Genomic DNA, 11,745 nt, shown 5'->3' on the forward strand with positions numbered 1-11,745 from the left:
GCGAGGGAACCCCGGAGCGAAGCGTAGGGGCCGGATGACGGGAGCGGGCGGTTTTTGGTTCCTTTTTGCCAAGACAAAAAGGGACCCGCCGTAAGGGCGGAAGGGTGATTAAGCGCCACTTGCGTAAAAGAATGTCTGCTCAGTGTGTCCGCCCACACTCTGTAAGTTTGAAGTTTGAAGTTTGAAGTTTGAAGTTTGAAGTTATTTACTGTTCGTGAGTTTTCATGGCAAGCATAGTCCATATGCGATGGGGACGCTTATTCATCTTTTCGCCCTTACGTAAGGGCGGAAAGGTGACTAAGCGCCACCTGCGCTAATGAATGCTCACGTGATGCGCGCGCGCCCACTGAACGCATCTCAGGCAGTACCAATCTCCCCGCCGTCATCACGCTGAATCACCACCGTCGAAGACCTTGGGCGAACCCGAGTGCCCTGAGGGGTCGCATCAGTGGCTTTGTCAGTCGAAGGCCAGTTCCCCGGGTGCTGAATGTTGATAAACAGCGTCTTGTTGTCCGGCGTGAAGGTAATCCCCGTCACCTCGCAATCATTAGGCCCCACAAAGAACCGCCGCAAGTCGGCCTGGTTGTGAGCACTCACCGGCACCTGCTTGCCATTGTCGTCCACCAGTTGCGTGGGGATCACCGCCAGTAGCTGGTCGTTGGTGTAGTCCGTGACCGTGGCCTCGCTGTTGTCCGTCTCGAACCACAGCACGCCCCGGCTATCGAAACTCATGCCGTCAGGGCTGGCGAACTGGTTAAGCTCGGTCAGGCCGGAGCGGTTGATGTCGGCGTTGCCGCCAGCATTGGCCCCGAACACAAAGATGTCCCAGGTGAAGCTGGCATGGTCGCTGCTGTCGTGCCAGCGGATGATATGGCCATGACGGTTGGGGCCGCGTGGGTTGGCTGCGTCGGCCTGGGCCGGCGTGCGAACGCTGTTGTTGGTCAGGGTCAGGTAGGCATCGCCATTGAGCGGGTTGACGGCGGTCCATTCCGGCCGGTCCATCGGCGTTGCACCCACCGCATCGCCGGCGCCGCGCGTGTTGAGGATGATGCCCGGCAGGTCACCATACAACGCGCCCAGGGTACTGCCACTGGTGGTCACGGTGGACGGGTCCAGCAACAGCCACACCCCGGTGCCGTCGGCATCGAAGCGGGCTACGTACAACTTGCCGTGGTCGAGGTATTTGTTGCCGGTGGCCAGGCGATCCGTCGGGTTGGCGTCGGCAGGGTCCCAGACGGCACTGGATACCCACTTGTACAGGTACTCATTGTTGGAATCGTCACCCATGTACCAGACCAGCGGTTTACCCGCCACGGCCAGGCCCGGGCAGCAGCCTTCGTGGCGGAAACGGCCGAGGGCGGTACGCTTGGTGGCCAGGGTACTGCTGTTGTAAGGGTCGATCTCGACGATGTAACCGAAGGTACTGGCCTCGTTGCGGTAGTCGCCGTTGGCGCTGGCGGCTTTGGGGGTGATGTCGAAACGGGCGAATTCGCCGTCAACCTCGGTGCGGTCACCGGCGGCGGTTTCCCAACCGTACTGGCCGCCGCTGGTGCCCACGCCGATGCGGCGCTGGTCTTCAGGGCGCGTGCCCTTGTTGACGAAGATGCCCGGCCAGTTCTCTTCGCAGGTCAGGTAGGTGCCCCATGGTGTGTAGCCGTTGCCGCAGTTGTTGTTGGTGCCGCGGCAATGGGTACCGGCGGGGGAGTACGGCGTGCGTACGTGAGCGCTGCCGCGCATCGGCCCGCTGATCTGCATGCGCGAAGCCGTAGTGAAGCGCCGGTTCAATGGGTCGTTGTCCACCACCTGCCAGCGGCCCTGGGTTTTCTTCAGGCGTACCACGCCCGCCCCGTGGGCGTTGATCTCCTTGCGCACCTCTTCGGCCGGGCGTTTGCCGTTGGCGTCCTTGGTGGGGCCGGCGGGGTGCAGGGCGGCGGTGTCGATGTACTCGAAATTGATCGCCAGCAGCCCATCGTCCGAGCTGCCGTTGATCGGGAAGAAATGCATGCCATCGTGGTGCATGCCCATGGCATTGGCCTGGTCTTGCGAGGTGTTGCTGCCGTCCGCTTTCCAGGGGTTGGCCGCGTGGTTGAGCGGCGTGCCCCAGGGGGCCAGCACGTAGGCGGTGTAGCCGGGGGCAATGGTGCAGGCGTCGGTGCGTGAGCCAGGGATGGACTGGAAGCCCAGTGACAACTTGGGTTGTACAGGTTTGCCGGTTGGCGGTGCACTGCCAGGGCGGTCACCCCCCAGGCACCCGGCCAGGCCGGTGCCGGCGATCATGGCGACAGCGGCGGCCAGGCTGCCGCGTATCACGGTGCGGCGGCTCAGGTAGGCATCCATGACCGTGGCCATCGGCAGGTTGGTGCTGTGGTTCCTGTCCAGGTTGTCGCCGGTGTCACGACTCATCAAGGTGTCCTTTTTATGGCTGAGTTGAACCAGACCGCACTCTAGTGCGTGAATGTGACGTCCGGGTTTCAGGTTTGTTAAAGGGGTAGCCGTAATCGGCAGGTTCGGGCTGAATTCGATGGGGGGCGCTGGCCCCCCATCGCGAGCTCCGCTAGCGCCTACCGCACATTACTTCCCACTAATGCTGGAGGCCCATTGCTCGCTGCGGTTGTGCCCACTGGTGCGCAGCAACCCGAGGTCCAGGGGAGCCTCCCCTGCGGCAGCCCCTTTGCCCTTGGCGATATCGGCCAGAGCGGTGCCCAGGTCTACCGGGGAATTGGAAGCATCCACCGAGACATCCCGCCGATAGTCACTGCCATTCAATGTTTCCTGGGTAACCGCAGCCGCGTCGAGCCGCACGTCGCCCCGGGCCGACTGCAGCCGGGCGCCGACCAGGTGAGCATTACCCCCCACATTCAACGCAATGCCTTCGCTGCCTTTGAGTACCGCCTGCTGGCCGACGGTGTCACGCTGCGCGTGGGAAACGTCCAGGCGCAGGGTTGGCGATAAACCCGGGTCCACCTTGCCCAGTGCCGAGCCCGCCTTCTCGGACACTTTGCTGCCAAAAGGCCCCGCCAGCGAGGTGGCGGCATTCACATACCCCTGCGGGTTCTTTTCATGGCTGAGCCTGGCGTCGCCCTTGATGCTGAGGGTGTTTACGCTGTCCTTGAGGCTGGCAACGCGCAGGTCGCCTTCGATCGTGCCGTCGATTTTCCCGGCCTCCAGGCTCACACCCTGAAGTTCAGCGTTGCCCCGGCTGTTCAGGCTGATGTGGTCGGCACGCAGGTTGCCGGCGTTCCAGGTCAGGTTGTTGCGTTTGTCCAGGTCTACCTTCACCCGGCCGTGCAAACCTCGGGTGTCCAGGCTGCCGGTGCTGCTATTGAAGCCAGCACCTGCGGTTACCTGCAGGTTGTCGCGCACATCCTGGTTGGACGAGGCCTCAAGCCGGATACCGCCGTTGGCTGCATTCAGGGCGATCTGCTGGGCGCTGGCCTGCAGGCCCTGGACGTGTACGGCAACCTCTTCGCGTGCCGTGCTGCCAATGCTGAGCTTACCGTTGCTTGCAAAACGCGCATCCACAGCCTCACGCACATCCTCCTGTTGCTTGCCATGGCTGAGATGGCCACCGATGGCACCGCCTTTGCTGGTGCCGGTTTTCAACGCCAGCTCCAGGCCGCCGCCCAGGCTGCTGCCGCTGGCCTGCTGGGTACTGTTTGCGGCCTTCACCTGCAGCAGGCCACCGCTGTGCAGGGTGATGTCGCCGGTCGGGGCCTCGCGGCTGCCGATGCGCGTGCCTTCGAGCAGCAGGTCGCCCTGGCTGGTCAGGCGCACCTCGCCCTGGCTGTCGATCTGGCCAACCTGGGCTGTGCTTTGCGTACGCTGCTGGCTGGCGTGGTCGAGGTAGCCTCTGCCGTCGATGCCGGTGCTGCCAGGGCGGTTGCCAACCTTGGCCCAGGCATTGCCCTCCAGCTGGCGCGACTGCTGTTGGGCGGTGTCAGTGGCTTGGGTAAAGGCCAACGTACCCTGGCTGTGAATACGGACGTCGCCGCTGCCGCCATCTAGGCGCGTGCCCTCGTAGCGGCCATCGCTGCCAAGCTGCACCTGGATACCCTGCTTGCCATACAGGCTGCCGGCCACCGCCGTGCTGGCCGTGCTCTGCTGGGCCAGCGACCCACCGTTACCCGCTATCCGTACATTCACGTCCTTGCCGCTGCTGGTGTCCACCCGGGCATCCCCGGCGAAGTTCAGGCGTTGCTCGCTGCGCTGCTCGGTGTTGGCGGCAGCTGTCATGTGGTGCTGTTGCGCCTGGATCTGCAAGGTGCCGGTGTCCGCCTGCCAACGCGTGCCTTGATCCATCAGGCTGTCGGCCTTGACCTGCACGTCGGCACCGGAAAATGCGCTGACCTGGGCGAAGCCACGGCGCTGGTTTTCCAGGTGTTTGAGGTGTTCAACTGTCATGTCCGCGCCGATGCTGGGGGCGACCATGGCATCTTCCGGGGAAGCCTGCTGGAAGCGGGCAGCCTCCTGGCCCAGCACCAGCCGTTCGATGGGGCGGGTCAGGTCGCGGTACTCCAGGCTTGCGCCCAGGCTGGCAGACCAGTCGTTGCGGTTTTTTTCGTGTTCATAGGTATCGTGCACGGCGCGGTTCTCGATCTGTTTTGCGGTAACGTCCAACGTGTTGCCAGCCTTCACCCGTGCGGCCTCGGTCACCAGCGTATCGCTATTCAGGCGCAGGTTGCCGCCGGCCTGCAACTCGCTGTGCTGCACCTGGGTTTGCTGCTCGTGCTCGTCGCTGCGGTTGTGATGGCCATTGAACTGGCTGCCCAGGCGGTCGATACCCCCGCTTACAGCGAGGCTGCCGCCGCTCTGGGTGTCGGTGCGGGTGGTGTCCTGGCTGTCATGGGTGGCGCCCAATACAATCTTCTGGGCGTTGGCTTCCAGGTCCCCGGTGGTGGCGGTGACCTTGGAGCCATTGACGTGCAACTGTGCGCCGCTACCCAGGCTGACGGACGCCCCCTTGAGTTCGCTGCCCACCTGATGGGTTTCCCGGTGCTGGCCGGTGCTGGTGTTCACCTCATAGCCCAGCCCGGCGGTGTACTGCCGCGAACCCGGCTTGTCGCCTTGCGCTGCCTGGGTTTCGCGGGCATGGCCACTGAAGCCGCGTTGCTGGGTACGGGTTTCGCTTTCATCGACGGTTTGCACGCTGTCGACCACCAGGTCGCCCTTGGCCTCGATGCCAAGGTGTTGCCCGGCCTCGACCTTGGAGCCTTGAATTCGCAATTCTTCTGCACTGGCCAGTCGCAGGTTGGTAGCAGAACCCACATCGCTGCTCAGCACCTGTTCCTTACGTTCGGTGCTGTTGCCTTCGCTGGCGATCAGGCCGAACAGTTTGCTGTCGCGATTATGGTCGGTGCGGGTGTGGGTGTCCCGGTCTGCCTCGATCGCCAGGGCGCCTTTCTGGCTGTAGAGCGTGGCGCCCTGCTGGCCGAACACCTTGCTGCCCTTGAGGGTAACGGTGTCTGCGCTGATGCTGAGCGCGCCGTCACTGGTGATGCTGCTACCGGCAACCCGCTTGCCGTCACTGTCATTGCCTTTGCGATCGCCGAAGAATGCGCCAGACACCAGGTCGCCGCGGTAATCCCGTCGGGTTCCCCGATCCTGCAATTGCGCAGTGGCCACGTTCGCCTGGCTGGCGGTGATCGCCAAGTCGCCGCGGCTGTGAAGGCTGCTGCCCTGCACGTTGAGCTTGCCGGCAGCGTTAAGGGTCATCTGCCCGGCGTCCAGCGTGCTGCCTTGTGCGTTTTGCGTATAGGTGTCGCTGTCGCTGTCGCCGCGCCAGAGGTCCTTGCGATGGCGTATCTGTTCCTCCACCCGCTGGCTATCGATACCGGCAAGCACCTCCAGGTTGCCGCCGCTGTCGATGCTAAGCCCGTTGCCGGCCTGTAGCTGAGCGGCAGTCATGCGCAGGTCGCCGCCCGACTGCAGGGCCAGGCTGTCATCGGCCTGTAGCCGGGTACCCTGTTGTTGGACGTCGGTGGTGGTGGTGGTGCGGCTATAGGTTTCGCGGGTGACGAAAAGAAACTGCTTGTTCCAGTTGTCAGTGTCCCGGGTCACGCGCTCCAGGGCCTGGGCGTCGAGGGTCAGTTTTTTGCCTGCCCGCGCTTCGATGTGCTGGGCCTTCGCTTCCACTCCCGCCAAGGTCAGGTCATCGCTGGCGGTCAGCTTCAGCGTGCCTTGCGCACTGTGCAGCAGGGCAGGGCTGCTGGCAGTGCCGCTGACCTGCAGATTACCGGCTGACTGGATCTGCACGCCTTCGGTGGCTTCGACCCGTGGCGCCTGTACCCGCACCCCCGCGCCCTCTGCAGTACTGACCACGCGTATGCGCCCGGCCTGCATGGCGCCGAACAGGCTGGCATCGATGCTGGACGGGGTGCCGGGCAAGTGCTGGACGATATCGCCCGTGCTGCGGTCGATGCGGTTGCGCCCGGCGGTAATACCCAGGTCGGTGCCGGCGTTCAGCAGGCCCTGGGTGTCGATGCGCGGGGCGATCAGGTCCAGGGCGCCGTCACGGTTGCTCTGGCCACCGCCCAGTACCCGCAGGCTGCCGCTGGCACCCAGGGTGTCGAGGTACTTCAACTGCTGCTGCTCGATTTCAGGCGTGCCCACCAGGAACCCCGCGCGGGTGGTGTTGATGAAGCTGCCACCGTTGAGGGTGATGCCGTTGGGGTTGGCCAGCAGGTAATCGGCGCGGTGGCCGAACACCTCCTGCGGCCCTTCGATCAGCGAGGCGTTGCGGCTGATCACTTCGTTGAGGATGGTCGAGGCCGCCTGGCCCTGGAACTGCGGGTTGGCAGCCAGGGCGCCCGCCAGCTGCGATTGCCCGGGGGCGGTGGCGTTGTTCAGTACCAGCCCGGCGTTGCCCACGTTGTAGTCGCTGAACTGGTTGTGCGACAGCCCACTGGCATTGGGTGGCACGATCTCGATCACCGGCACCCCGTGGCCTTGGTTGATCACTGGTGTTCCGCCAGGGCCGCTTGCAGCTTCCAGGCCACCCTGGGCCAGGGCGCTGGCAGAGCCGAGTACCACCAGGAATATGGCCCAGCGCAAGGTGTCTGGGCGGATGCAGTGGGGCGAGGGTGTTTTCATGTTCTTGTTCTCATTGTTGTGGGTGAATCAGATCGTCAGGGCCCAGTCCAGCACCCAGAACCCAGGTTCCAGGCGTCGGCCAGGCAAGTCGCTGGCATGCAGCGCGCGTTGGTAGTCCAGGCGCAGCCGGCTCCCGGGCAGGCTCAGCTCGACACCTGCGGCGGCCCCGGCCAGGCGCTGGGGCGATGAGCCGGGCAGGGTGCGGGCCCAGCCCAGGTCCACGCCTAGATAGGGGCGTATCTGCAGGGCTGGGTTGAAGGCGTGGGGCAGGGCCTGGCTGACGGTGTTGCGCCACACAGCGCTGCTGCTGCCGGAATAGGTGCGCAGCCGGAACCCGCGCACGGCGGTGTCGTCACTGACCAGCAACTGCTCGACGGCAGGCAAGGCGTCGTCGCTGTACTGCAGCGCCACTTCACTTTGCCAGCGCCACGGCCAGTCGGCCGGGCCCTGGCGCAGGTGCAGCAGGTTGGCGCGGTACTTGCGAAAGTCTGGGCGCAGGCGCTGAACGCCGATTGGCGAGCGGTCGGCACCGAACGCACCGATCCCCTGGGCAACACCCAGGTAGGCATTCCAAAGCCCCTGCTCAAGCCACAGCAGGTTGACCCCGGCCTCCAGCGTGGCCAGCGTCGGGCTTTGCTGCACGATGACTGCGCCGGCACTGCGGTTGATCAGTTGCTTGCGGTCCAACCGCGCGCTGGCGCTGAGCATGCCGCGCGGGCCGCGCCACAGCACCCGTTCGGCACTCAGGCTGTGGTAGCGGCTGCTGCCATCGGCCACCTGGTGGCTACCCGGTAGGGGGGCCTTGTAGCGCAGCCGGCTGGCACTCATGGCGATGGTCCAGGGGCCGTAGGGGATGCTGTAGTACAGCGTCAGGCCCCGGCTGTTGCCGGGTGCCCCGAAGACTGTGCGGCTGAGAGAGACACGCAGGTCGTCATTCAGGCCCAGCGGGCTGTCCAGGCCCAGGCCCGTGGTCAGGCGATGGCGGCCGGTCTGGTCGCTGCCACGGTTATCAAAGCGGTTGTCCAAGTGCCAGGGTGATGCCACTTTGCGCGGCTGCACCACCACCCGTGTCGCGCCTGGCAATGTGCCGGGCAGCAAATCCGCACCCAGGTCGTAGGCCCGCAGGCGGTTGAGCTGGTCCAGCCCTTGTTCCAGCTGAGGCAGGTACAGGGGCTGGCCAAGCATGTCGGGGAAGGCACTGGACAACGACAGCGGCAACTCGGGGCCGGCGAGCTCTATGGATTCGACAAAGCCCTCCACCACACCGATACGCAGGGGCGCACCGCTGCGCGGCATTTGCGCCAGGTAGGGGCGGCTGGCAGGAAAGCCCGCGGCCACGTATTGCCCGGTAAGGGCCCGCAGCAGGCCGTCGATGTCGGCGGGGCCCATGCAGGCCGTAACGGAGCGCCGTACGGTGTCGGCCAGCAGGGTGTCTGGCAGTTGGTGGTTGCCTGCAATCTGCACGCCGCGGATTTCCCAGCAAGGCTGGTGGGCAGGCACTGTGGCGGGCCCCGGGGAGGTTTCGCTGGGTTCGCGTTTGCCCTGCCAGCGCTCAAGGCGTTGTTGCTGCTGCAGGTCGCGCAGGTTCTGCTGCTGCTCCTGCAGTTGCCAGCTGGCGGTGTCGCCGCTGGCAACCCCGGGCATGCACAGCAGCACCGCGAGGCAGGCAGCCAGCAGCCAGCCGGCGTTCGGGCGTTCGTGGTTCGGCATTGTAAGCACCCCGCTGTTGCAGTACGGACCCCGTACTCGATTGCGTGGATGCTAAAAGGCAGGCTATTCGCCTGGATGCCGTCCCTTGCCTAAGCGATTGTCAGGCAGATTCCAGCGAGATGGTGGGAGGTTTCCTACAGCTTGCGCCGAATGGCGCTCTATCAAGGCCGAATCTCGATCATGGTCCCGTCGCGCACCAGGCTCCAGACTTCCTGCATGTCGTGGTTGCGCATGGCAATGCAGCCGTCGGTCCAGTCCAGGGTGTGGAAGTACCATTCCGGGTATTCATCGTTGATCGGCGTGCCGTGGATCATGATCATGCTGCCGGCACTGACCCCTTCGCGGCGGGCACGGGCGGCATCGGTGACGTTGGGGTAGTCGATATGCATGGCGAGGTTGAAACGCTCGCTCTGCTTGCGCCAGTCCAGCCAGTAGAAGCCTTCGGGGGTTTTCTTGTCGCCCTCGCGCTCCTTCGGGCCTTTGGGCTGTTTGCCCAGGGAAATGCGGTAGGTTTTCAGCGGTTCTCCACGGCTGATCAGCTGCAGGCGCCGCTCGGACTTGATCACCAGCACCTTGTCGATCAACGGTTGCACCGGCTGCGCCACGCGCGGCAGCACCTGCGCGGCGGGTGCCGGCTTGCGGATGATGGTTTCGGTGTAGGCCGCCTGGGACACCGAAGTCACGCAAAGGCAGAACAAGGCAAGCAACCAGCGCATGTAACGGTATCCCTGAAGGCTCTGAGCTAGGTGGAGGAAGACGCAAGGTTCATCGGCGGCACGTACTCATGGCCAATGGGGAAGTGCTGCCCAGTGCGGTCGCGATAGTAGCATTCTAATGTGCGCGCCACGGTCCGGAAAGCCAGAGCCTGCCACGGGATCTCGTGCTCTTCGAACAGCCGTACTTCCAGGCTCTCGGCGCCGATGGCCACGTCCAGGTCTGCCAGCTGTGCCCGGAAGAACACGTGCACCTGGTTGATGTGCGGCAGGTCGAACAGCTGGTACAAGGCCATGTCCTTCACCCTGGCACAGGCTTCCTCGAAGGTTTCACGGCGCGCTGCCTGGTCGAGGGTTTCGCCGTTTTCCATGAAGCCTGCCGGCAGGGTCCAGAAACCTCTACGCGGTTCGATGGCGCGCCGGCACAGCAATACCTGGCTGCCCCAGGTGGCCAGCACGCCGGCCACCACGTTGGGGTTCTGGTAGTGGACCGTGTGGCAGGAGGGGCAGACATACCGCAGGCGGCTGTCGCCTTCGGGTACCTGCTGGATGACCGGTTGGCCGCATGCACTGCAGTAATTCATTAGGGGGCCCCTTTGTTTGCCCCTATCTTGGCGTGCCGGCCTGGCGCCCGCAAGCGGGCAGGGCTTGGGTGCCTGGCGGCTTTTGGTGCATCATGCAGGGCAGGCCTTGGACACGAGTGTACGCAATGCTGGACGAGCTACTTCGCCGAATGAGCAACCACCAACCTGCCACGCTGGAAACCGACCGACGGTTCCCGGAAGCGGCGGTGCTCTTGCCCATTACCCGCAGCGAAGCGCCCGAACTGGTCCTCACCTTGCGCGCCCAGGGGTTGTCCACCCACGGTGGCGAAGTAGCCTTCCCTGGTGGCCGCCGCGACCCGGAAGACCCGGACCTGGTGTTCACCGCCCTGCGGGAGGCCGAAGAGGAGATTGGCCTGCCACCCGGGCTGGTGGAGGTGCTCGGCCCTCTTAGCCCGCTGATTTCCCTGCATGGTTTGAAGGTGACCCCGTTTGTCGGGGTTATCCCTGACTTTGTCGAATACCGTGCCAACGACGCCGAGATAGCGGCAGTATTCACCGTGCCGCTCGAGTTTTTCCGCCAGGACCCTCGCGACCATACCCACCGTATCGATTACCAGGGGCGCAGCTGGTACGTGCCCAGCTACCGCTATGGTGAATACAAGATCTGGGGGTTGTCGGCGATCATGATCGTCGAACTGGTCAACCTGCTGTTCGATGCCGGCATCAGCCTGCACCACCCGCCCGAGCGCTACCCCGACAAACGAGCAGGGCCCACCCTGCCATCTGCATCCCAGCCTGAGGAACAACCATGAAATACCGCCTGGGCGACCTGCGGGTCGAAAGCCACCCCACCAGTTGGGCTGCACCCAACGCCACGCTGATCGGCAATGTGCGCCTGCAGGCCGACGCCAGCGTCTGGTTCGGCGCCGTGCTGCGTGGCGACAACGAGCTGATCGACATCGGTGAGGGCAGCAATGTGCAGGATGGCACGGTGATGCATACCGATATGGGTTCGCCGCTTACCCTGGGCAAGGGCGTCACGGTGGGCCACAACGCCATGCTTCATGGTTGCACGGTGGGGGACTACAGCCTGGTTGGTATCAATGCAGTCATTCTCAATGGTGCACGCATTGGCAAGCACTGCATCATCGGCGCCAATGCGCTGATTGCCGAAGGCAAGGAGATCCCCGACGGCTCGTTGGTGATGGGGTCACCGGGCAAGGTGGTGCGCGAACTCACCGAACAGCAAAAGCGCATGCTCGAGGCCAGTGCGGCGCACTATGTGCACAATGCCCAGCGCTATGCACGGGAGCTGGTGGTTGACGATGAATGACACGCCGGTGCGCCCGGTAGCGTCACCGTGCGTGAACATCTGCGCCCTGGATGAACAGGATATCTGCACCGGCTGCCAGCGCAGCGTGGCCGAAATCAGCCGCTGGGGGCGAATGAACGACGACGAGCGGCGCGCGGTGCTGAAGCTGTGCCACGAGCGGGCATTGCAGACCGGGCTTATCCTCTAGTCGTTGCCTTCCTGGCATTCTGAGCTGTGCAATACCTGTGGGAGCAACTGTCTTCCACAAGATCTCAAAGTTGGCGCAATCACTGTGGCAGCGGGTTTACCCGCGAAGCAGGCAACGCGGTGTGTGGCACCGGCTTTGCCGGTGTTCGCGGCTGAAGCCGCTCCCACA

General features: G+C 64.3%; 8 protein-coding genes. 3 read left to right on the plus strand and 5 right to left on the minus strand.

Features of this window, described 5'->3' with window-relative positions; genetic code table 11:
- Positions 1-357: 357 nt before the first annotated feature.
- The 5 genes from IAE36_RS22935 to IAE36_RS22955 form a co-directional block, all read right to left on the minus strand.
- The gene (locus IAE36_RS22935) at positions 358-2,403 is read right to left on the minus strand and encodes a PhoX family protein (RefSeq protein ID WP_201214915.1); all 2,046 of its coding nucleotides are present in this window, start codon (positions 2,401-2,403) and stop codon (positions 358-360) included.
- A gap of 168 nt (positions 2,404-2,571) precedes the next feature.
- Complete coding sequence (locus IAE36_RS22940; protein WP_201214916.1) at positions 2,572-7,089, minus strand: hemagglutinin repeat-containing protein; 4,518 nt, start codon at positions 7,087-7,089, stop codon at positions 2,572-2,574.
- Between the two features lie 27 nt (positions 7,090-7,116).
- Positions 7,117-8,799, minus strand: a complete 1,683-nt coding sequence (locus tag IAE36_RS22945; RefSeq protein WP_201214917.1) for a ShlB/FhaC/HecB family hemolysin secretion/activation protein — start codon at positions 8,797-8,799, stop codon at positions 7,117-7,119.
- A 161-nt stretch (positions 8,800-8,960) separates the two neighbouring features.
- A complete protein-coding gene (locus tag IAE36_RS22950) occupies positions 8,961-9,515 on the minus strand; it encodes a L,D-transpeptidase family protein (RefSeq protein ID WP_201214918.1) in 555 nt (184 codons plus the stop codon).
- A gap of 26 nt (positions 9,516-9,541) precedes the next feature.
- The gene (locus tag IAE36_RS22955) at positions 9,542-10,096 is read right to left on the minus strand and encodes an NUDIX hydrolase (RefSeq protein ID WP_201214919.1); all 555 of its coding nucleotides are present in this window, start codon (positions 10,094-10,096) and stop codon (positions 9,542-9,544) included.
- A 125-nt stretch (positions 10,097-10,221) separates the two neighbouring features.
- On the opposite strand from IAE36_RS22955, the gene IAE36_RS22960 reads away from it, so the two are divergent.
- The 3 genes from IAE36_RS22960 to IAE36_RS22970 are packed head-to-tail and all read left to right on the plus strand — an operon-like array spanning position 10,222 to position 11,577.
- A complete protein-coding gene (locus IAE36_RS22960) occupies positions 10,222-10,869 on the plus strand; it encodes a CoA pyrophosphatase (RefSeq protein ID WP_042141540.1) in 648 nt (215 codons plus the stop codon).
- The gene (locus tag IAE36_RS22965; RefSeq protein ID WP_060483639.1) at positions 10,866-11,390 is read left to right on the plus strand and encodes a gamma carbonic anhydrase family protein; all 525 of its coding nucleotides are present in this window, start codon (positions 10,866-10,868) and stop codon (positions 11,388-11,390) included. The genes IAE36_RS22960 and IAE36_RS22965 overlap by 4 nt, the downstream gene beginning before the upstream one ends.
- The gene (locus IAE36_RS22970) at positions 11,383-11,577 is read left to right on the plus strand and encodes a DUF1289 domain-containing protein (RefSeq protein WP_028634838.1); all 195 of its coding nucleotides are present in this window, start codon (positions 11,383-11,385) and stop codon (positions 11,575-11,577) included. Before IAE36_RS22965 ends, IAE36_RS22970 begins: the two co-directional genes overlap by 8 nt.
- The last annotated feature ends 168 nt before the right edge of the window (positions 11,578-11,745 follow it).

Origin of the sequence: Pseudomonas sp. S36, from assembly GCF_016647875.1 — a bacterium.
GTDB lineage: Bacteria > Pseudomonadota > Gammaproteobacteria > Pseudomonadales > Pseudomonadaceae > Aquipseudomonas > Aquipseudomonas parafulva.

What these genes read in the sequence shown, in the direction of transcription:
- IAE36_RS22950 (WP_201214918.1), bottom strand. Translation starts at nt 9,515, where the DNA reads ATGCGCTGGTTGCTTGCCTTGTTCTGCCTTTGCGTGACTTCGGTGTCC.
- IAE36_RS22965 (WP_060483639.1), top strand. Translation starts at nt 10,866, where the DNA reads ATGAAATACCGCCTGGGCGACCTGCGGGTCGAAAGCCACCCCACCAGT.
- IAE36_RS22955 (WP_201214919.1), bottom strand. Translation starts at nt 10,096, where the DNA reads ATGAATTACTGCAGTGCATGCGGCCAACCGGTCATCCAGCAGGTACCC.
- IAE36_RS22960 (WP_042141540.1), top strand. Translation starts at nt 10,222, where the DNA reads ATGCTGGACGAGCTACTTCGCCGAATGAGCAACCACCAACCTGCCACG.
- IAE36_RS22970 (WP_028634838.1), top strand. Translation starts at nt 11,383, where the DNA reads ATGAATGACACGCCGGTGCGCCCGGTAGCGTCACCGTGCGTGAACATC.
- IAE36_RS22940 (WP_201214916.1), bottom strand. Translation starts at nt 7,089, where the DNA reads ATGAAAACACCCTCGCCCCACTGCATCCGCCCAGACACCTTGCGCTGG.
- IAE36_RS22935 (WP_201214915.1), bottom strand. Translation starts at nt 2,403, where the DNA reads ATGAGTCGTGACACCGGCGACAACCTGGACAGGAACCACAGCACCAAC.
- IAE36_RS22945 (WP_201214917.1), bottom strand. Translation starts at nt 8,799, where the DNA reads ATGCCGAACCACGAACGCCCGAACGCCGGCTGGCTGCTGGCTGCCTGC.